Annotated in this window: 20 protein-coding genes; 11 read left to right on the top strand and 9 right to left on the bottom strand. The window is 68.8% G+C overall.

Annotated elements, in window-relative coordinates; translation table 11 throughout:
- Nucleotides 1-3 precede the first annotated feature (3 nt).
- Together ON26_RS19430 and ON26_RS19425 are read right to left on the bottom strand one after the other, a co-directional pair.
- A complete protein-coding gene (locus tag ON26_RS19430; protein ID WP_040797611.1) occupies nt 4-753 on the bottom strand; it encodes an SDR family oxidoreductase in 750 nt (249 codons plus the stop codon).
- 86 nt (nt 754-839) lie between these two features.
- Complete coding sequence (locus tag ON26_RS19425; protein WP_040797610.1) at nt 840-1,208, bottom strand: Rv1352/Rv1906c domain-containing protein; 369 nt, start codon at nt 1,206-1,208, stop codon at nt 840-842.
- A 283-nt stretch (nt 1,209-1,491) separates the two neighbouring features.
- Here ON26_RS19425 and ON26_RS19420 point away from each other — a divergent pair, with 283 nt between their 5' ends.
- Both ON26_RS19420 and ON26_RS19415 read left to right on the top strand, forming a co-directional pair.
- Nucleotides 1,492-2,565: an N-acetylmuramoyl-L-alanine amidase gene (locus ON26_RS19420; protein ID WP_040797609.1), complete on the top strand. Its 1,074-nt coding sequence runs from the start codon at nt 1,492-1,494 to the stop codon at nt 2,563-2,565.
- 101 nt (nt 2,566-2,666) lie between these two features.
- Entirely contained in the window at nt 2,667-3,737 is a 1,071-nt protein-coding gene (locus ON26_RS19415; protein ID WP_040797698.1) for a CobW family GTP-binding protein, read from the top strand.
- A 20-nt stretch (nt 3,738-3,757) separates the two neighbouring features.
- Here the strand turns inward: ON26_RS19415 and ON26_RS19410 are convergent, their stop codons facing one another.
- Genes ON26_RS19410 through ON26_RS19400 form a run of 3 tightly spaced genes read right to left on the bottom strand, consistent with a single transcriptional unit; the run spans nt 3,758 to nt 6,477 of the window.
- On the bottom strand, nt 3,758-4,201 hold the full coding sequence (locus tag ON26_RS19410) for a molybdenum cofactor biosynthesis protein MoaE (protein WP_051027235.1): 444 nt from the start codon (nt 4,199-4,201) through the stop codon (nt 3,758-3,760).
- Nucleotides 4,188-5,219 (bottom strand): bifunctional molybdenum cofactor biosynthesis protein MoaC/MoaB, encoded by a 1,032-nt coding sequence (gene moaCB / locus ON26_RS19405; protein WP_040797608.1) that lies wholly within the window; start codon nt 5,217-5,219, stop codon nt 4,188-4,190. Before moaCB ends, ON26_RS19410 begins: the two co-directional genes overlap by 14 nt.
- A 52-nt stretch (nt 5,220-5,271) precedes the next feature.
- The gene (locus ON26_RS19400; RefSeq protein ID WP_083884209.1) at nt 5,272-6,477 is read right to left on the bottom strand and encodes a molybdopterin molybdotransferase MoeA; all 1,206 of its coding nucleotides are present in this window, start codon (nt 6,475-6,477) and stop codon (nt 5,272-5,274) included.
- A 121-nt stretch (nt 6,478-6,598) separates the two neighbouring features.
- Between ON26_RS19400 and moaA the strand changes: the two genes are divergently transcribed.
- Nucleotides 6,599-7,657 (top strand): GTP 3',8-cyclase MoaA, encoded by a 1,059-nt coding sequence (gene moaA, locus ON26_RS19395; protein ID WP_040797607.1) that lies wholly within the window; start codon nt 6,599-6,601, stop codon nt 7,655-7,657.
- The gene (locus ON26_RS19390; RefSeq protein WP_040797606.1) at nt 7,650-7,892 is read left to right on the top strand and encodes a MoaD/ThiS family protein; all 243 of its coding nucleotides are present in this window, start codon (nt 7,650-7,652) and stop codon (nt 7,890-7,892) included. The genes moaA and ON26_RS19390 overlap by 8 nt, the downstream gene beginning before the upstream one ends.
- A 32-nt stretch (nt 7,893-7,924) precedes the next feature.
- On the opposite strand, the gene nadE is transcribed toward ON26_RS19390, so the two are convergent.
- Both nadE and ON26_RS19380 read right to left on the bottom strand, forming a co-directional pair.
- The gene (gene nadE / locus ON26_RS19385) at nt 7,925-8,749 is read right to left on the bottom strand and encodes an NAD(+) synthase (protein WP_040797605.1); all 825 of its coding nucleotides are present in this window, start codon (nt 8,747-8,749) and stop codon (nt 7,925-7,927) included.
- A 9-nt stretch (nt 8,750-8,758) separates the two neighbouring features.
- Entirely contained in the window at nt 8,759-9,379 is a 621-nt protein-coding gene (locus ON26_RS19380; RefSeq protein ID WP_040797695.1) for a TetR/AcrR family transcriptional regulator, read from the bottom strand.
- 148 nt (nt 9,380-9,527) lie between these two features.
- Between ON26_RS19380 and ON26_RS19375 the strand changes: the two genes are divergently transcribed.
- The 4 genes from ON26_RS19375 (at nt 9,528) to nrdE (ending at nt 13,570) form a co-directional block, all read left to right on the top strand.
- Nucleotides 9,528-10,094: an NAD(P)H-dependent oxidoreductase gene (locus ON26_RS19375; protein ID WP_040797604.1), complete on the top strand. Its 567-nt coding sequence runs from the start codon at nt 9,528-9,530 to the stop codon at nt 10,092-10,094.
- Between the two features lie 531 nt (nt 10,095-10,625).
- Nucleotides 10,626-10,859 carry a redoxin NrdH gene (locus tag ON26_RS19370; protein WP_040797603.1) on the top strand — a complete coding sequence of 78 codons (234 nt, stop codon included), beginning with the start codon at nt 10,626-10,628 and terminating at the stop codon, nt 10,857-10,859.
- Nucleotides 10,860-10,940: 81 nt separating this feature from the next.
- Nucleotides 10,941-11,423, top strand: a complete 483-nt coding sequence (gene nrdI / locus ON26_RS19365) for a class Ib ribonucleoside-diphosphate reductase assembly flavoprotein NrdI (RefSeq protein ID WP_040797602.1) — start codon at nt 10,941-10,943, stop codon at nt 11,421-11,423.
- Nucleotides 11,424-11,464: 41 nt separating this feature from the next.
- Nucleotides 11,465-13,570: a class 1b ribonucleoside-diphosphate reductase subunit alpha gene (gene nrdE / locus ON26_RS19360; RefSeq protein ID WP_040797601.1), complete on the top strand. Its 2,106-nt coding sequence runs from the start codon at nt 11,465-11,467 to the stop codon at nt 13,568-13,570.
- A 186-nt stretch (nt 13,571-13,756) separates the two neighbouring features.
- Here the strand turns inward: nrdE and ON26_RS19355 are convergent, their stop codons facing one another.
- A complete protein-coding gene (locus ON26_RS19355) occupies nt 13,757-14,749 on the bottom strand; it encodes an LLM class F420-dependent oxidoreductase (protein ID WP_040797600.1) in 993 nt (330 codons plus the stop codon).
- A gap of 156 nt (nt 14,750-14,905) precedes the next feature.
- Here ON26_RS19355 and ON26_RS19350 point away from each other — a divergent pair, with 156 nt between their 5' ends.
- From ON26_RS19350 to nrdF, 3 genes are all read left to right on the top strand, one after another.
- On the top strand, nt 14,906-15,121 hold the full coding sequence (locus ON26_RS19350; protein ID WP_040797599.1) for a type II toxin-antitoxin system VapB family antitoxin: 216 nt from the start codon (nt 14,906-14,908) through the stop codon (nt 15,119-15,121).
- 357 nt (nt 15,122-15,478) lie between these two features.
- Entirely contained in the window at nt 15,479-16,885 is a 1,407-nt protein-coding gene (gene mgtE / locus ON26_RS19345; RefSeq protein ID WP_040797598.1) for a magnesium transporter, read from the top strand.
- Between the two features lie 522 nt (nt 16,886-17,407).
- A complete protein-coding gene (nrdF, locus tag ON26_RS19340) occupies nt 17,408-18,370 on the top strand; it encodes a class 1b ribonucleoside-diphosphate reductase subunit beta (protein WP_040797597.1) in 963 nt (320 codons plus the stop codon).
- Nucleotides 18,371-18,581: 211 nt separating this feature from the next.
- Here the strand turns inward: nrdF and ON26_RS19335 are convergent, their stop codons facing one another.
- On the bottom strand, nt 18,582-19,520 hold the full coding sequence (locus ON26_RS19335; RefSeq protein ID WP_040797694.1) for a dioxygenase family protein: 939 nt from the start codon (nt 19,518-19,520) through the stop codon (nt 18,582-18,584).
- Nucleotides 19,521-19,579 lie beyond the last annotated feature (59 nt).

Below are 19,579 nucleotides of genomic sequence, written 5' to 3'. Positions count from 1 at the left end.
GAGTCAGCTCAGCTTCGCGACCACCGCGTCCGGCAGGTGGGGGAGCACGAAGTCGATCGCCCGCCAGGGCCATCCGGGTACGCAGGCCCGCCGCTTCTCCCGCTCTATCGCGCCGACCATCGCGGACACGCCCTTGTCCAGCGGCGCGATCAGCATCGTGTCCCCGGCCTTGTCCGACATGTCGGTTCGGATGAAGCCGGGCTGCACGGTGGTGACGGCGATGGGCGAGCGGTTCAGCTCCGTCGCCAGCGCCTCACCGAGCGCCGACAGTCCCGCCTTGCTCGCCGAGTACGCCGCCTTCGGGCCGGGCAGCCCGCGCACCGCGCTCATCGACGAGATCAGCACCAGGTGGCCGCTGTCCTGCGCACGGAAGATCTCCAGCGCGGCCTCGGCCTGCGCCATCGCGCTGACGAAATTCGTGGTGGCGGTCGCCAGATTGGCCGCCGCCCGTCCGGTACCCAGCCGGGCGCCCTTGCCGATCCCGGCATTGACGATCACCCGGTCCAGACCGCCGAGCTCGTCGCGCAGTTCACCGAAGACGCGCGGCACCGCCGCATGATCGTCCACATCGAGCGCCCGCACGGCGACGGTGATGCCGGGATGCGCGGCGGTCAGTTCGGCGCGCAGCTCCTCGAGCAATTCCAGCCGCCGCGCGCACAGCGCGAGCCGGCGGCCCTTCGCGGCGAACTCGCGGGCCATCCCCGCGCCGAGACCCGAGCTCGCGCCCGTGATCAGAATTCTGGTCCTCGTCATGGAGCGACCCTAACCAGCTCGGCGGGACTTTCCCGGTGCGATGCCGACAGTGGTGTCCCTGCTCTTCCTTGTCGGCGCGGAGACGTTCAGCCGGCCGAACCGGTGGGCGCCGCCGCGGGCACCATGCGCCACAGCCCGCAGTTCTCGGTTCGAAACGCCACGTCGGTGGCCTCGATGACCACGCGGCCGGGCGGCTTGCGGGTGTAGTTGTTGGCGATGATGTAGGTCAGGTCGCTGGTGTCGCCCACGACTTTCCACAGCCTGCGCCAATCGCAGGGGCGATCGGGATCGGAGGTGCCCGGCGCCTCCCAGGTGCCCGGTGCGATGTCCACTCCCACCAGGTAGAGGCCGTCCTCGGCGATCACGGTGGCCGGCTCGGCGGCGGCGATGCCGGAGCCGAGCAATGTCGCCGTCCCCGCCAGTGCCCCCGCGATCATCGCTGTGCTCGCGCGCATGAGCGCTCTCCTCGACGTTCTGGGCCGTCCTCGTCGACGGCCGGCGTTCCCCTGAGACCCGGCGCCAGATCTACCAGAAACAAACCGTCGATTCGTCGGAATCGGGAGATTCCGATCACCTGTCCGAGATTCGCGCATGAATAGCTCGCAGCGGCGCTGAGGGGTTAACGGTTCGATAACCGGGGCTTGCCCCGGTGATACATCTGTTGCCAGAGTGAGCTGTTGGGTTCGATGTTGCCTAAGGGAAGGGAGGGGCGCTGCGTTCTCGGGCGCCGACCGATACATGAAGCCGACCATCATCACCGCCGCGCTCGCCCTGGTGTTAGCGGGACTGGTGCCTGCCGTGGCCGCCGCCGACCCGGTCGACCCCGATCCCGCCACCAGGCTCGCAGGCCGCACCGTGTTCCTCGATCCCGGACATCAGGGGTCGAACCACTCGGAGAACCTGTCGCGCCAGGTCGACGACGGTCGCGGTGGCACGAAGGACTGCCAGACCACCGGCATGACCACGGTCAACGGCGTCCCCGAGCACACCATCAACTGGAATGTCGCCCAGCTGGTGAAGGCCTCGCTGGAAAGCCTCGGCGCGCAGGTGGTGCTGAGCCGCCAGGACGACAGCGGCTGGGGCGGCTGCATCGATGAACGCGCCCGCGCCGCCAACGCGTCCGGCGCCACCGTGGCGGTCAGCATCCACGCCGACAGCGGGCCCGCCTCCGAACGCGGCTTCCACCTGATCGTGCCGCAACTGCCGATCCCCGACGCGAACGCCGACCGCGCCCAGTCCGGTGCGGGCCGCGCCGTTTCGCAATCGGTCCGCGACGCCTACGTGCAGGCCGGTTTCTCGCCCGCCACCTACGCCGGGGTCAGCGAAGGGCTGCAGACCCGCGCCGATGTGGCGGGTCCGGCGCTCACCGCGGTTCCGCTGGTGTTCGTGGAGATGGGCAACGGCGCCAACGCCGAGGACGCGGCTGTCCTCGAATCCGCGGGCGGCCAACTCGAACACGCCATCGCTCTCACCACCGGCATAGTGAGCTACCTCCTCGACACCCCGGTCGCCCGCGCCGATGACCTCCCCGCCGGTGCACCCGCCCGGACGACACCGGGCGCCACCACTCCGGCCCCCGATTCCTCGACGCCGAACGCATCCGATCCCGGGGCCGCTACCCCTGCCGACTTCGATTCCGGCAACCGGAGTTCCACCGAACAGGGCACCGTCGAGGCCGGCCTCGTGGAGCGAGCGGCCGAACTGCTGATGCCCCTCCTCGGCGCACTCGGCAAAGACGAGCAAGCGATCACCTCCGAGCTGATCAACCTGGCCTATACCTTGGCCGCCACGCTGTTCTCCCCGTCCCGATAGCGCCCGCCGGACCGGCTCGGACGAACGCCCACACGGGCGCGCACCGCCCGGCGTTCGATCGTGCTCCGGAAGCCGGTGCGGGTCCGCCTACAGTGGTCCGGGTGAGCGAGCAAATCCCTGTGCTGATCGTGGCCGGTTTTCTCGGATCGGGGAAGACGACGCTGCTCAACCGGCTGCTGCACGACAGCGGCGGCACCCGGATCGGGGTGGTGGTCAACGACTTCGGTGCCGTGAACATCGATGCCATGCTCGTGGCCGGGCAGGTGGACGCGATGGTCTCCGTCGGCAACGGATGCGTGTGCTGCGCGGTGGACGTGGGCGAGCTCGACGAGATGTTCGAGCGGTTGACCCAGCCGCAGGCGAGGATCGATGTGATCGTGGTGGAGGCCAGCGGACTGGCCGAGCCACGCAATCTGATCCGGATGGTGATCGGCAGCGAGAATCCGCGGATCCGGTACGGCGGACTGGTCGAGGTCGTCGACGCGGCGGAATTCCCGGCCGCACGCGAGCGGCACCCCGAGCTCGCGACGCACCTGCGCCTGGCCGATCTGGTGGTATTGAACAAGGCGGACCGCGCAGGCGCGGCGGAAGTCGACCGCCTGCGCGCCGAGATCACGGCGCTGACCGCACCGGCGCCGGTGTACGTGACCAGCTACGGCCGCATCGACCCCGGCCTCCTCTTCGACCAACCGGAACGAGAGCGCACCCCCGTCGCCGAGCAGCTCAGCTTCGACGAGCTGTGGCGCGAGTTCGACCGCATCGAGCACGACGGTGGGCACGACCACTGTGCGTCCGCCGGCGAGGGCCCGCACCGGCATCTGCACGAGCACTACACGAGCGTCGCCTTCACCAGCGAGCAAGCACTCGACCCGCGCAGGCTGGTCGAGTTCCTGGAGGATCCGCCGACCGGGCTGTTCCGGGCCAAGGGCGTCACCGAGTTCGCCGTCGACGGGCAGCACCGCACCTTCGGCCTGCATGTCGTGGGCAGGCACATCGTCTTCGAGCCGCGCCCGTGGCGGCGCGACGAGGAACGAGTCAGCTCGCTGGTGCTGATCGGCGCGGGCCTGCCCACCGACGAGGCGCTGGGCCGGCTGGAGAACACCGTCCACACCGGCCCCGACCCGCTCGACGACCAGACGCTGCTCGGCGTCTGGCGGTACACGCCGCACTGAACAGGGGCGAGCCGAAGACTTCAGCTGCAGGCGTTGACCCACTCCGACAGCCCGTCGGCGAACTGCTGCCGCTTCCAGATCGGCACCTCGTGCTTGATCCGGTCGACCAGTTCCGCGCACGCCGCGAACGCCTCGGCCCGATGCGGCGCGGCCACCGCCACCACGATCGCCAGGTCGCCGATGCCGAGATCGCCGATGCGGTGCTCGGCGGCAACGGGCAACCCGCTGCTCGCGGCGACGGCCTCGCAACACACCCGCAAAAAGTGCGTGGCCTTGGGATGCGCGGAGTACTCGAGCGCCGATACCGCCTGACCGCCGTCGTGGTTGCGGACCTTCCCGGTGAAGACCACCACCGCGCCGTGCTCGGGCCCGGTCACCGCGGCCTCGACCTCGGCCGGATCCAGCGGCTGTTCGCTGATGCGCGCGAGCCGCACGCCGGTGGTCTCGCTCTTACTGGTGGTCATGGGTACCGCCTCCGGACACTTGCGCCAGCAGATGGTCCAGCAGCGGCTCGAGCACTGCCATCCCGTCCTTCACTCCACCCGGCGAGCCGGGCAGGTTCACGATCACGGTGCGACCCACCAGCCCGGCGACCCCGCGGCTGAGCGAGGCCAGCGGGAACGCCGCCGCACCTTTGTTACGGATCGCCTCGGCCACGCCGGGCAGCTCGCGATCCAGCACCGCAAGGGTGGCCTCGGGCGTCGCATCGGTGGGCGAGGCGCCGGTACCGCCGGTGGTGACGATCAGATTCGGGGCCGTGCGCAGCGCGTCGGCCAGGCCGGACGCGATATCGGCGTCGGCGTGCACCAGCGGCCCGCGCACCGCGAAACCCAGCCCGCCGAGCCAGTTCGCGAGCACCGGCCCGGTGGTGTCGGTGCGGGTGCCCGCCGCGGCCCCGGTGGAGGCGACCAGGACCACCGCCGAGCGCGCCTTGTCACCGGCCTCCGTCGCGGGATCGTCGTCACCGGCGCCCTCGGCTGCGGAATCGGCTTGCCGCGCAGCGTTTTCGGCCTCGCCGCGAGTCCAGTGCCCGCGCTTGCCGCCCTGCTTGGACAACAGCCGCACATCGGTCAGGACCGCGCCGGGATCGACCGCCTTCACCATGTCGTGCAGGGTGAGCCCGGCCACCGCCACCGCCGTCAACGCCTCCATCTCGACACCGGTCGGGCCGGTGGTCTTGGCGGTGGCCTCGATGGTGATGGCGTCCTCGGTGAAACCGAACTCGACCTTGACCGAGGACAATGCCAGTTGATGGCACAGCGGAATCAGCTCGGAGGTCTTCTTCGCGCCCCCGATACCGGCCAGCCGGGCGGTGGACAGCACGTCGGCCTTCGGCAGATCGTCGGCGCGCACCAGGGTCACCACTTCCGGCGTGGTGCGTAATACGCCCGCGGCGACCGCCACGCGCGCGGTGTCGGCCTTGGCGCTCACATCGACCATGCGTGCGCGCCCTTCGGCGTCGACATGGGACAACTCGCTCATATCGTCAAGACTGGCACAACCGGGCGCCCCGCCCCGAACCCTTCGGATCAGCTCACAGTTCCCGGACACGCACCGGCGCGCCCGCGGGCAGCTCGGTGACCTCGGCGGCGATGTCGATCAGCACCTCGGCCCTGGCCATGCCCGCGATCAGATGCGAGCCCGGCCCCGAGACGGTCACCACGCCCGCCTCGGTCATCCGGCCGCGCAGGAACTGGCGTCGGCCCGCCGGCGAGCGCACCGGCTCGACCAGCGTCGTCTCGAACGTGCGCGTCTCCGCGAGCCCGGAGAGCCTGCGCAATATCGGGCGGGCCAGCACTTCGTAGGACACCAACGTGCTCACCGGATTGCCCGGGAAACTCAGCACGGGCACCCCGTCGACCACCGACAGCCCCTGCGGCCCGCCGGGTTGCATGGCCACCGATCCGAACCGCCCGCCACGCTCGGTCAGGACGTCCTTGACGACCTCGAAATCGCCCATCGACACCCCGCCGGAGGTGAACACCACGTCCGCCGAGCGCGCGGCGGCCGCGATCAGCCGGGTGAACACGGCCGGGTCGTCGGTGCTGTGCTCCACCGAGACCACCTCCACCCGGTCGGCCGCGAGCACGGCGGCCAGCGCGATGCCGTTGGAGTTGTAGATCTGGCCGGGACGTAGCGGCGTCCCCGCCGGGACGAGTTCGTCGCCGGTGGTGATCACTGCCGCGCGCACCGGGACGAAGACGCGCACCGACGCCACCCCGACCGCCGCCAGCGCCGCGATGTGGCGGGGAGTGAGCCCGGCGCCCGCGGACACCAGCAGATCGCCCGCCCGGACATCGGTGCCCGGCTCGCGAATGAAATCGCCTACCGCACGGCCGCGTTCGATGACGACATGCCCGTTCTCGACCCTGGTGTCCTCGACCGGAATCACGCAGTCCGCGCCGGGCGGAATCGGCGCGCCGGTCATCACCTTCCACGCCCCGCCCGCGGGCAGCGGCGTGGACCCCGGCTCGCCCGCCGCCACCACTCCGGCCAGCGGCAGGGTGGCCGGGGTGTGCCGCACGGTCGCGGCGCGCACGGCGTAACCGTCCATCGAGGAGTTGCGGAAGACGGGAAGATCGACGGGGGAGCGCACGTCCTCGGCGAGTAGGCGGCCCGACGCGGACGGCACCGGCACGGTCTCCAGCGCCCGCATGGCCAACGGCCGCAAAATCTGCTCGATGCTGTCGCGATGTTCCTCGACGCTGACGGCGGCCACGCCAGTCACCCGTGCGCTCATGGCGCCAGCCTAGCGTGCAGTCCGATCTCACCGTCTGACGTCGCGCTTCGTGAGAAAAGCAGGTGGGGACGGTTCGCCTGTCACTGCCACGGCCGATGGCCCCTGCGGTCATAATGGAACGATGACGTTGGTCGAGATGGGCATACCCGCGGTGCGGTCGCGGCGGCCCGCGCTCGACGGACGGCCCGACACCCCGGCACTCATCGACAGGTTCGGCCGGATCGCCCGGGATCTGCGGGTATCCATCACCGAGAAGTGTTCGCTGCGATGTACCTACTGCATGCCCGCAGAAGGATTGCCGCCCATTCCCGCCGACGAGTTGCTGACCGCCGAGGAGATCGTCCGGCTGGTCGCGCTCGCCGTCGAGGAACTGGGTGTGCGAGAGGTCCGCTTCACCGGTGGTGAGCCGCTGATGCGCCGCGATCTGGAGCGGATCATCGCGGGCTGCCACCAGCGCGTGCCGCAGGTGCCGCTGGCCATGACCACCAACGGCGTCGGGCTGGCACACCGCGCCCGCGGCCTCGCCGAGGCCGGTCTGCACCGGGTCAATGTCTCCCTCGACACCGTCGATCCGCTCGGCTTCGCCCGTCTCACGCGGCGTGATCGGCTGGATTCGGTGCTGGCAGGCATCCGCGCCGCCCGTGACGCCGGGCTCGCCCCCGTGAAGGTCAATGCGGTCCTGATGCGCGGAACCCTCGCCGGCGCGCCGGATCTGCTGCGCTGGTGCCTGGACGAGGAGTGCGAGCTGCGCTTCATCGAGGAGATGCCGCTGGACGCCGATCACGAGTGGGCGCGGGCCAACATGGTCACCGCGGCGGAACTGCTCGAGGTACTCGGCGCCCGCTTCACCCTCGACGAGGTGGGGCGCGCGGATCCGTCCGCACCGGCCGAGAAGTGGCTCGTGGACGGCGGTCCCGCCGCGGTCGGCATCATCGCCACGGTCACCCGCAAGTTCTGCGACAGCTGCGATCGCACCAGGCTCACCGCCGACGGCATGCTGCGCTCGTGTCTGTTCAGCGATCAGGAATTCGATGTGCGGCAAGCACTTCGGGGCGGCGCCGACGATGCCGAGATCGCCGGGATCTGGCGCGGCGCCATGTGGAACAAGTGGGCGGGCCACGGCATCGATGCCGAGAATTTCGTCCCCCCGGAGCGCACGATGGGAGCCATCGGTGGTTGAGGTCCGTTATTTCGCCGCGATCGCCGATGCGGTCGGCAAGGATTCCGAACACCTCGAACTACCGCCCGGCGCGACCTTGGCCGACCTGCGTATCCGGCTGGCCGACACCTACGGTCCCGACCTGGACAAGATGCTGGGCGTGTGCGCCTACCTCATCGGCGACGAACTCACCCGCGACATCTCGGTGACGGTCGGGCACCAGGTCGACGTGCTGCCCCCATTCGCCGGCGGCTAGCGCGCCGCCGGCCGGGACCCTGCCGGAAGCGTTCAGCGCCACCAGGTGTCGAGCGGGGTGACCGGAACCGTGCGCTTGTGGCGGGTGTTGAGGAAGTGCCGTTCGACCCGTTCGGCGATGTCCGCGGTGACGTCCTTGCCCTCGAGGTAGTCGTCGATGTCGCTGTAGCGGATGCCGAGTGCTTCCTCGTCGGGCAGTGCGGGACGGTGGTCCTCGAGATCGGCGGTGGGCACCTTCGACCAGGTGCTCGCCGGCGCGCCGAGTTCCTGTAGCAACGCCGCGCCCTGTCGCTTGGTGAGGCCGGTCAGCGGGGTCAGGTCGACGCCGCCGTCGCCGTACTTGGTGAAGAAGCCGGTGACCGCCTCGGCCGCGTGGTCGGTGCCGACCACGAGCAGGTTCTCCTGCCCGGCGAGGCCGTACTGCACCACCATGCGCTCCCTGGCTTTGATGTTGCCGCGCACGAAGTCTCGCAGGCGCTCGATGTCGAGTGCGCCCGCCACCTCCGCCCCCGCCGCGTCGGCGCTCGGCTTGACGTTCACGGTCACGCTGCGGTCTGGCTGGATGAAATCCAACGCGGTCTGGGCGTCGTGCTCGTCGGCCTGCACGCCGTAGGGCAGGCGCACGGCGACGAAGGTCGCTGAACCGCCCTCGGCGCGGACCTTTTCGGCGGCGAGCTGGCACAGCCGCCCGGTCAGCGTGCTGTCCTGTCCACCGCTGATACCGAGCACGAAACCCTGTGCGGGCGTGGAGAGCAGGTACTCGGCCAGGAAATCGACCCGGCGGCGCACCTCTTCCTTCGGCTCGATCTTCGGCTGGACGCCCAATTCGGTGATGATCTGTTCGCGCAGGCTCGACATGAGGTCACTTTACTGGGCCGCGGCATCCGCCACGCGGCGGACGAACCGCTCCCAGTTGTCGCCGACCTGCTCACGACTGCGGCCGAGGACGTGCAACTGGTGCATCACCAGCGGCGCGCCCAGCATCGCGAGCAGGCTCTCGGCGGTCAGATCGTGGTCGCCGGGGCTGCCCGCTTCCCGCAGCAACAACACCACGTGGCGGTGCTGGAGGCGGTAGGGCGCGCTCCGGAAGAACCCGCTCGCCTCGCCGAGCTCGGCCGCCCGATACAGCTCGCCCTCCACCTCGATGTCGAGCAGCCGGGCGCGTCCGAACGCGACGAGCCGTTCCAGCGGGGCCGCGCCCGGGCCCAACGGCGGCGGGCCGAACATGAAGTTGTGCTGGAACTTGTGCTCGGCGTGGTCGAGCAGCGCACGCAGCAGACCCGAGCGGCTGCCGAAGCGGCGGAACACGGTGCCCTTGCCGACGCCCGCGCGGCGGGCCAGTTCGTCCATCGTCAAGCTGTCCACACCGTGTTCGCGCACCAGGCCCTGGGCGGCGTCGAGCAGCAACTTCCGATTGCGGGCCGCGTCCGCGCGCTCACCGGACGTGGCCGCGCCGGAGGGTGGCCCGACGGTCAGGGATTCCGGGATCACCGGACCGGGCGTCGCGGGATCGGGGGCGGTGCCGGGCGTGACGGAGCTCACTGCTGCTCGTCTTCCTCTCGGGGAATGTAATCGGACTGCGGTCCGGTTGATTCTCGGTGACCGTACGGACCCCATCAGTACATCAGGAGTTGTCATGAGCCAGACCCGTATTCTCGTGCTCGCCGGAAGCCTGCGCAGCGCCTCCATCACGCGCCGGCTCGCCGAGGCGGCCGCGCAGACCGCGCCCGAGGGTGTGGAGATCGGCATCTACGAAGGTCTCGGCGAGATTCCGTTCTACAACGAGGACCTCGACGTCGCCGGTTCGGTGCCCGCCGCCGCCGAGCGTCTGCGCACCGCGGTCGCCGAGGCCGACGCGGTCCTGCTGGTGACCCCCGAATACAACGGCACCCTTTCGGCCGTACTGAAGAACGCCATCGACTGGGTCTCGCGCCCGTACGGCGCGGGCGCGCTCAAGGGCAAGCCGGTCGGCGTGGTGAGCGCCTCGATCAGCTCCAATGCCGCGCGCTGGGCGCACGGCGACGCCGTGAAGGCGGTCGGTGTGGCCGGTGGCGCCGTGGTCGAGGCCGCGCACGCCTACTTCGGCACCATCGGCGAGCGTTTCGCCGCCGCGCACCCGAGCGAAGACGCCGAAGTCGTCGCCGAGCTCGGCGCGTCGGTGCGCGAACTGGTCGAGGCTTCCCGCGCGCTCGTCTCCGCCTGATCTGCCGCGCTCCGGCGCATCGCATCGAGGGCCGTTCCTTCGGGAGCGGCCCTTTGCCGTGTCGGTGGCCGATCGTCGGCGGGCGGATACGCACGGGTTGCTCGGGGCGCTGCCGACGGCCACGGTCGACGGGTGTGGCTGTTGTGCCGATGAGGCATTTCCGGGAATGCAGGGGGCGTTGCGCCTGGTGTGACCAGCGGTGCGCAAGAGTTTGCTGAGAAGGCGCTGCGCAACAAGATTGTGATGTCGAACACCGCCGTGTCGGCTTGCGAATCGACTGTCCAGGGACTTGTGCGGTGTAAATCCCATCAATGTTGTTCGCAACATGTCGTGTTGTGGAGAAGTGTCGGCCACTAGGTGTAGTGTCTTGCCTACTGGAAGACGGGGTCAGGCCCTTTCGCTCGCCGAGTGTGTCGATGGGGATGAGCAGGGCAGACCGCACCGGGTCCAGAGAGTTTGCGCAGCGTACGTCGATCACGCAATGCACATGGATCACCGGCTGTGGATCAGGCAGAGGAGAGAGGCAGATCAATGACCGTCACCGTGTACACCAAGCCCGCTTGCGTTCAGTGCAACGCCACCTACAAGGCGCTGGACAAGGCCGGGGTGGACTACGAGGTCGTCGACATCAGCGAGAACCCCGAGGCGCGTGACTACGTGATGGCCCTGGGGTACCTGCAGGCGCCGGTCGTCGTCGCGGGTGAGGATCACTGGTCCGGTTTCCGTCCCGATCGCATCAAGAACCTCGCGACCGTCGCTGCCTGAACGACGCGCGCGACCGACAGCGCGCCTGCCGATCCGGGTGGGCGCCCCGACGGTCCTTCCGAGGAGAGAGGGCAGCAGGTCATGACCGACACGGTCGGCGACACCGCGCTCGTCTACTTCTCCAGTGCATCGGAGAACACTCACCGTTTCGTCGAGAAGCTGGGACTCCCGGCCACTCGCATCCCGCTGCACACCACCGATTCGCTGCGAGTCGAGGAACCCTACGTGCTGATCGTCCCCACCTATGGGGGCGGTCGGCACGTGCTCGGCGCGGCAGGCGGGCACGCCAGGTCCGACAAGGAGTTCGTGCCGCGCCAGGTCGCCAAGTTCCTCAACGACCCGCACAACCGGTCGTTGCTGCGCGGGGTGATCGCGGCCGGCAATACGAACTTCGGCGACACCTATTGCTATGCGGGAGACGTCATTTCGCGTAAGTGCGGGGTGCCGTATCTGTATCGATTCGAACTCATGGGAACCGCGCGCGATGTCGAGCGCGTCCGAGAGGGATTGGGATTGTTTTGGCAACAGCAACCACAGCGCCGACCGGCAAGTCGGCCCGCCTAGAGCGGCCCGCCGCGCGCATCGCCGACGGCGCGATCGAGGACATGGACTACCACGCCCTCAACGCGATGCTGAACCTGTACGGCGCCGACGGCAAGATCCAGTTCGAGAAGGATCGTGAGGCCGCGCGCCAGTACTTCCTCCAGCACGTCAACCAGAACACGGTCTTCTTCCACAATCTGGACGAGAAGCTGGACTACCTGGTCGAGGAGAACTACTACGAGTCCGAGGTTCTCGACCAGTACAGCCGCGCTTTCGTCAAGAGCCTGTTCCAGCAGGCCTACGCCAAGAAGTTCCGGTTCCCGACCTTCCTCGGCGCGTTCAAGTACTACACCTCCTACACGCTCAAGACCTTCGACGGGAAGCGCTACCTGGAGCGCTTCGAGGATCGCGTGTGCATGGTGGCGCTGACCCTGGCCGCCGGTGACGAGACGCTGGCCCGCAAGCTGGTCGAGGAGATCATCGACGGCCGCTTCCAGCCGGCTACCCCGACCTTCCTCAACTCCGGCAAGAAGCAGCGCGGCGAGCCGGTGTCGTGCTTTCTTCTTCGCATCGAGGACAACATGGAGTCCATCGGGCGCTCCATCAACTCCGCCCTGCAACTGTCCAAGCGCGGCGGCGGAGTCGCCCTGCTGCTGACCAATATCCGCGAGCACGGCGCGCCGATCAAGAAGATCGAGAACCAGAGTTCGGGCGTCATCCCGATCATGAAGCTGCTCGAGGACTCCTTCTCCTACGCCAATCAGCTCGGCGCGCGTCAGGGCGCGGGCGCGGTGTACCTGCACGCGCACCACCCCGACATCTACCGCTTCCTGGACACCAAGCGGGAGAACGCGGACGAGAAGATCCGCATCAAGACCCTCTCGCTGGGCGTGGTGATCCCCGACATCACCTTCGAACTGGCCAAGAAGAACGAGGACATGTACCTGTTCTCGCCGTACGACGTGGAACGCATCTACGGCAAGCCGTTCGCCGACATCGACGTCACCGAGAAGTACTACGAGATGGTCGACGACAAGCGCATCCGCAAGTCGAAGATCAAGGCGCGCGAGTTCTTCCAGACCATCGCCGAGCTGCAGTTCGAATCGGGCTACCCGTACATCATGTTCGAGGACACGGTGAACCGGGCCAACCCGATCGCGGGCAAGATCACCCACTCGAACCTGTGCTCGGAGATCCTGCAGGTCTCCACACCCTCGGAGTTCAACGACGATCTGTCCTACTCGACGATCGGCAAGGACATCTCCTGCAACCTGGGTTCGCTCAACATCGCCAAGGCGATGGACTCACCGGACTTCGCGCAGACCATCGAGGTCGCCATCCGCGCGCTGACCGCGGTCTCGGATCAGACCCACATCACCTCGGTGCCCTCCATCGAGCAGGGCAACCTGCAGTCGCATGCCATCGGTCTCGGCCAGATGAACCTGCACGGCTATCTCGCCCGCGAGCACATCCACTACGGCTCCGACGAAGGCATCGACTTCACCAACATCTACTTCTACACCGTCGTCTACCACGCGATCCGGGCCTCCAACCAGCTCGCCATCGAGCGCGGCACCTACTTCGGCGGCTTCCCGGAATCGAAGTACGCCAGCGGCGAGTACTTCGACAAGTACACCGACCAGGTGTGGGAGCCGGCGACCGAGCGGGTGCGGCAGCTGTTCGCCGAGGCGGGCGTGCGCATCCCCACCCAGGAGGACTGGCGCGAGCTGAAGGCCTCGGTCATGGCGCACGGCATCTACAACCAGAACCTGCAGGCGGTGCCGCCGACCGGCTCGATCTCCTACATCAACCACTCCACCAGCTCGATCCACCCGGTGGCGTCGAAGATCGAGATCCGCAAGGAGGGCAAGATCGGGCGCGTCTACTACCCGGCGCCCTATATGACCAACGAGAACCTCGAGTTCTACCGGGACGCCTACGAGATCGGCTACGAGAAGATCATCGACACCTACGCCGCGGCCACCCAGCACGTGGACCAGGGCCTGTCGCTGACGTTGTTCTTCAAGGACACCGCCACCACCCGCGACCTGAACCGCGCCCAGATCTACGCCTGGCGCAAGGGCATCAAGACGCTCTACTACATCCGCCTGCGGCAGATGGCGCTGGAGGGCACCGAAGTCGAGGGTTGCGTGAGCTGCATGCTCTAGCGGCCACCCGGCCACAGCGCGAAGCCGGGCTCGGCGGACCCGATCGAGAGGTCCGGCGAGCCCGGCTTCTTCGTGCCGGCGACTGCCGCGAGCCGAGCGCCGCGTGCCGATGCCGCTGGGCGCCGGCCGACGGGCGGAGGGCGCCACAAATGGTCGCGATTTCGCCCGCCGGGGCTTCGGGCGCGCTCAGCGCAGCGCGGGAACGATCTCGCTCTCGAACAGTTCGATGCCCGAGGTGTCGTAGGCCGATTCGGGGAAGTTCACGATCGTGTACTCGAGCCCCAGCTCCTTCAGCTTCGTCAGCTTCTCGACGACCTGCTCGGGCGTGCCGACCGCGGCGCTGCCGCCGAACAGCCGCTGCTGGAATTCGTCGGCGCCCTCGGCCCCGAGCACGCCGGCGATCCGCTCGCGCCACACGGCGATCCGCTCGGCCACCTCGGCCTCGTCCCGGCCGATGATCGCGTTGACGTTGGACGAGCGAGTGATCCGCTCGAAGTCGGTACCCACATCGGCGCAGTGGCCGCGCAGGAGTTCGGACTTGCGGGCGAACTCCTCGAGGTCGCTGGAGAAGTTGGTGTAGTCGGCGTACTTCGCCGCGATGCGCAGCGTCACCTTCTCGCCGCCGCCGGCGATCCACAGCGGGATGCCGCCGTCCTGCAACGGCAGCGGTCGCACGATCGCACCGTCGACCTGGTAGTGCTTGCCGTCCAGGGTCGCCTCGCCCTTGGTCCAGGCCTGCTTGAAGATCTGCACCCCCTCGTCGAGGCGGCGCAGCCGGTCGCCGGCGGACGGGAAGCCGTATCCGTAGGCGCGCCACTCGTGCTCGTACCAGCCGCCGCCGATGCCCATCTCGACCCGGCCGCCGGAGATGATGTCCGTGGTCGCGGCGACCTTGGCCAGATAGGCGGGATTGCGGTAGCTGATCGCGGTACACATCTGGCCGAGTCGCACCCGTTCGGTGGAGGCCGCGAACGCCGCCATGAGTGTCCACGCCTCGTGGGTGGCTTCCCGGGTCGGCTGCGGGATGGTGTGGAAGTGGTCGTAGACCCAGATCGACTCCCATTCCTGGTGCTCGTCGGCCCGTCGAGCCAGTCCGCGCATCACATCCCACTGCTGTTCGACATCGATCCCCACCAGATCCAGTCGCCATCCCTGCGGGACGAATAATCCGAAGCGCACCTGATTCTCCTTCGTAGTCTCGACCGGCCAACGGTGGTCTCGGTCAACCACACTTTCACCACCGGTTCTACCCCCGGCAACCCTTCTGCGCTGCGCGCGCGTAATTCTCGCCGCTGCGCCTACCATGCGATGGGGCGCACAACACGGAGGTGGGCGATGTCTCGGGTATCGATCGAGGTCGACGACGTGGCACTGGCGACAGCGGCGACGCTGCTCGGTACCGGTGGCGGTGCCCAGGAGACGGTGAACGCCGCGCTGCACGAGGTGGCGGCCCAGCGCAAGCGACTGGCCGTGCTGGAAAGGATGATGCTGCGCAGTGGCGACACGGTGCCCACGCCCGATCCGTGGCGCAAGAATCGCGTGTGGTTGTGAGCTGGGACTCGGTGTCCCGCCCCCGATGTGAAAAACGGCTCCGGACAAGGTAACCTGCCGGTGGACGCATTCGCGTCCGACCAATCCGAAGGCACGGCGAGACGCGCGTGATCGTGGTGATCCGCGTATACCGCCCTGCGGCACTGGACGAGGAGGTGGATTGCTATGCGTAGCGAACCCCCCAGTCGAAGGCCGCGCGGCGCCGCCCCTTCGCATCTCTGACGTCCTCGGACGTTACGCGACCACGGGCAGGCGCCACGCGGTGTGAATTCGCGCATCATTCACCCCCGCTGTATCCGCCGACCGTGAGCGATTCCGCCGCGCCGGTGTGATGCCACGCTGTGCCGAGGATTTCCCATGTCGCAGATCGATCTCGTCGAAGCACGCCCCGAACTCACCGAAGCGCACCCGGAAGCGGCCGACGGCCGCACCGCGTCCGCCGGCTCGCTGCCGGAATTCGTCGCCGGGCACCGCGTCGAATCCGTGGTGCGCTGGCTCGACGAGCATCCGCCGCACCGGATCGCCGACGAACTGGCCCGGATGGACGCGGTTCTGGCCGGCGTCGCATTCCGGCTGCTGGACAAGGAACAGGCACTGGCGGTGTTCGAGGAACTCGAACCCGTCGATCAGCAGCAGATCCTGCAGGGCCTGCGCGACCAGAGCTTCCGCGATCTGGTCGAGGGCATGGCCCCCGACGACCGCGCCCGCATGCTGCGCGAAGCTCCGGCCAAGGTGGCGCAGAAGGTGCTCGCCGGGCTGAGCCCGCGCGAGCGCCGGATGACCGCCGGTCTGCTCGGCTACCCGGAGGGCTCGGCCGGCCAGTACATGACCCCCGAGGTGGTCGCACTGCCCGCCGAACTGACCGTCGCCGAGGCGCTGGCGATGGTGCGCGCGGAGGGTGCGCACGCCGAGACCGTCTACACCCTGCCCGTGGTCGACGCGGGCAGGCGCCTGACCGGCATCGTGGAACTGCGCGAACTCGTGCTCGCCCGCCCCGAGACGATGGTCTCCGAACTCGTCGTCACCGAGCCGGCCTTCGCGCGTGCCACCGACTCGGCCGAGAAGGCGGCCCGGCTCATGCGCGAGACCAACGACATCAACCTGCCCGTTGTCGACAGCGAGGACCGGCTGCTCGGGTTGCTCACCATCGACGACGCGGTCGAGGTCATCGAGGCCGCCGACAGCGAAGACGTTGCGCGCCAGGCGGGTTCGTCGCCGTGGGAGGGCCACTACATGGCCGCGGGGGTGTTCCAGCTGGCCCGCTACCGCGCGCTGTGGCTGATGCTGCTGCTCTTCGCCGCCACCCTCACCGTGAGCGTCACCGACTTCTTCGAGGGCACCCTGGAGCAGGCCGCGCACCTGGCCCTGTTCATCCCGCTGCTGATCGGCGCGGGCGGAAACGCGGGCGCGCAGGCCGCCACCGCGTGCGTGCGCGCCGTCGCGGTCGGCGAGGTACGCGGCTCGGACCTGATCTCGGTGATCTGGCGCGAATGCCGCGTCGGCCTGGTCCTCGGATCCATGCTCGCCGCAGTGGGATTGGCCATCGCCGCACTGTTCGTCGATCCGCGCATCGCTCTCGTCGTCGCCGTCACGCTGGTGTTCATCTGCGCCTGGGCCACCACCATCGGCGGCACCATGCCCCTGCTCGCCAGGAAGCTGCGCATCGACCCCGCCGTCGTGTCGGCGCCCATGGTCACCACCCTGGTCGACGCCACCGGCCTGATCATCTACTTCACCACCGCCAAGCTCGTCCTCGGCATCTGAGCCCGGGGGCGTCCCCGCGCACCCGGACTCGCATCGACGCGGATCGGCGACGACGGTCACCGCGCGGTTGCGGGCCTGACCGCCGCGCGCCTCGCGACGGTCCGGCGATCGGGCGTTCCCGGAGACGGAGGTCGGTGCGAGTCGGCGCGGCAGGAACCGGTCGGCGCCCGAGATAGGCCGGCGCGGCGTGGGCCCGGCGGGCGCGGCACCGGCCTGCTCCGGCCGGGGGCTGTGGCGTGTCGGCAAACGCTCGGCGATCGGCCCGCGACATGTCGGGCGAGCCGCGCGGACCGGATGTGGGATCGGGAGCGTGGTTGGCGCACAATGGGTGCCGCACGCGGCGGTCCCGGTACCGCGGGGACTCCCGGGGCCTTTGTGCAGCATGACACAAGGTCTTGTGTTATTCGGAAGAATCCGCCACAACGAGTAGTGTCTGAGCGGAGAGGAATGCCGCGCCAGCGGTGGGCTCGGGAAGTGGCGATCGGCATGGACGCAGTGTTCGGGAAAGGGCGTGGAGGCAGGATGAAACTGATCGATCGGGTGTCGGCCATCAACTGGAATCGGGTGCCCGACGAGAAGGATGCCGAGGTCTGGGATCGGCTGACCGGCAACTTCTGGCTGCCGGAGAAGGTCCCGGTGTCCAACGACATCCAGTCGTGGGCCACCCTGACGCCCGAGGAGAAGCAGCTGACCATGCGGGTCTTCACCGGCCTGACGTTGCTGGACACCATCCAGGGCACGGTCGGCGCGGTGAGCCTGATCCCGGACGCGCTGACCCCGCACGAGGAGGCGGTGCTCACCAACATCGCGTTCATGGAGTCGGTGCACGCCAAGAGCTACAGCTCGATCTTCTCCACCCTGTGCTCCACCAAGGAGATCGACGAGGCCTTCCGCTGGTCCGAGGAGAACCGGAACCTGCAGCGCAAGGCCGAGATCGTGCTCGACTACTACAAGGGCGACGATCCGCTCAAGCGCAAGGTGGCCTCCACCCTGCTGGAGAGCTTCCTGTTCTACTCCGGCTTCTACCTGCCGATGCACTGGTCCTCGCGCGCCAAGCTCACCAACACCGCGGACATGATCCGGCTGATCATCCGCGACGAGGCCGTGCACGGCTACTACATCGGCTACAAGTACCAGCGCGGCCTGGAACTGGTCGGCGAGGCCGAGCGCGAGGAGCTCAAGGGCTACACCTTCGAGCTGCTCTACGAGCTCTACGAGAACGAGGTCGAGTACACCCAGGATCTCTACGACGAGGTCGGCCTGACCGAGGACGTGAAGACCTTCCTGCGCTACAACGCCAACAAGGCGCTGATGAACCTCGGCTACGAGGGCCTGTTCCCGGCCGACGAGACCATGGTGAACCCGGCCATCCTGTCGGCGCTGTCGCCGAACGCCGACGAGAACCACGACTTCTTCTCCGGGTCGGGCTCGAGCTACGTGATCGGCAAGGCCGTCAATACCGAAGACGAGGACTGGGATTTCTGAGCCGAACCGCCGGCGAGAACACGGGTAGACGGCAGAACAGTTCGGGCCCCGCGCGAATCACGCGGGGCCCGAACTGCATCGCGAGTCCGGGGTCGTGCGCAGGCCCGGCCGCGGAGGCCGGGCGGCGCGAGGCTGCCCTTCGCGGAGATATCGCCGCGAACCGCCTCAGCTGTCGACCGGGAGCCGGGGCGCTGAGGGGCAACCGCGCCCGTCAGCGGCCGGGCGGCATACCTCCCGAGGGGAATCCGCCCGGCGGAAATCCCTGCGGCGGCGTGCCGTCGAAGCCCGGCGGCGGCCCCGCGGGCGCACCCGGCGCCATGGTGTTCTGTGAGCGATCGGCGACGCCGATGGTGAGCGTGGCGGTCAGCCCCTGGGACGGCGTGCCGGTCACCGTCGCCAGCTCGGCATCCCACCCGTCACCGAAGACCATGTCCGATTCCAGCGACACCCGCGAGATGTTGTCGATGCTGCGCGCATATCCGGAGTCGTAGGCGAAGACCGCATCGCAGGTGTCCTCCGGCATGGCGATCTGTGAGGTCAGCCGGGCGTCGCCGCCGGCGACCGCCGACTCGAGCGAGTCGTAGACCTCGAAGTGGATGTGCGGCCAGCGGCCCTCGTAGCAGGCCGGGAAGATCGAGGTGAAGGTGACCGCGCCCGCGGCGTCGGCGACCTGGACCCCGCGCAGATAGTTCTCCTCGGTGACGCCCTCGGAGTAGAGCGAGTACCGGCCCTCCCGGTCGCAGTGCCAGACGTAGACCGCCATGCCCGCGCCCGCCGCGCCGTCCTTCACCAGATCCTGCAGGCTCAGCGTCAGCTTCAGCGGCACGCCCTCGGCGACGCCGGTGGCGCCGCCGAAGCTGGTGGTGATATCCGAGCGCACGACGCCGGTCCGGATCAGGACGTTCGGCCCGTTGCTGCCGTCGCCGGGGTAGGGGCCCGCGGTCTCCTGTGGGGCCGCGGGGGCGACCGCGCCGGTGGTCGTGGGTGCGCTCGCCTCGGCGGTCGTCACCCCGTCCGCCGCGCCGCTGTCCGCGCCGGCCGCGCAGCCGGCGGTCACCGCGGCCGCACCCGCCGCACCCAGGAAGAACATCGCCCGCCGCCGGGACATGATCCTCATGTCGTATCCGAGCCCGCGATCGTGCTCGTGCATCGCCCCGTGGTCGTCGCCGCTCAACTACCCGCCTCCTTCACCGTTCGTGTCGTACGACG

It is taken from the genome of Nocardia higoensis NBRC 100133 (assembly GCF_000308595.1).
Classification (GTDB): Bacteria; Actinomycetota; Actinomycetes; order Mycobacteriales; family Mycobacteriaceae; genus Nocardia; species Nocardia higoensis.
The sequence above is the reverse complement of the archived record's forward strand: the minus strand, read 5'-3'. Positions and strand labels throughout refer to the sequence as shown.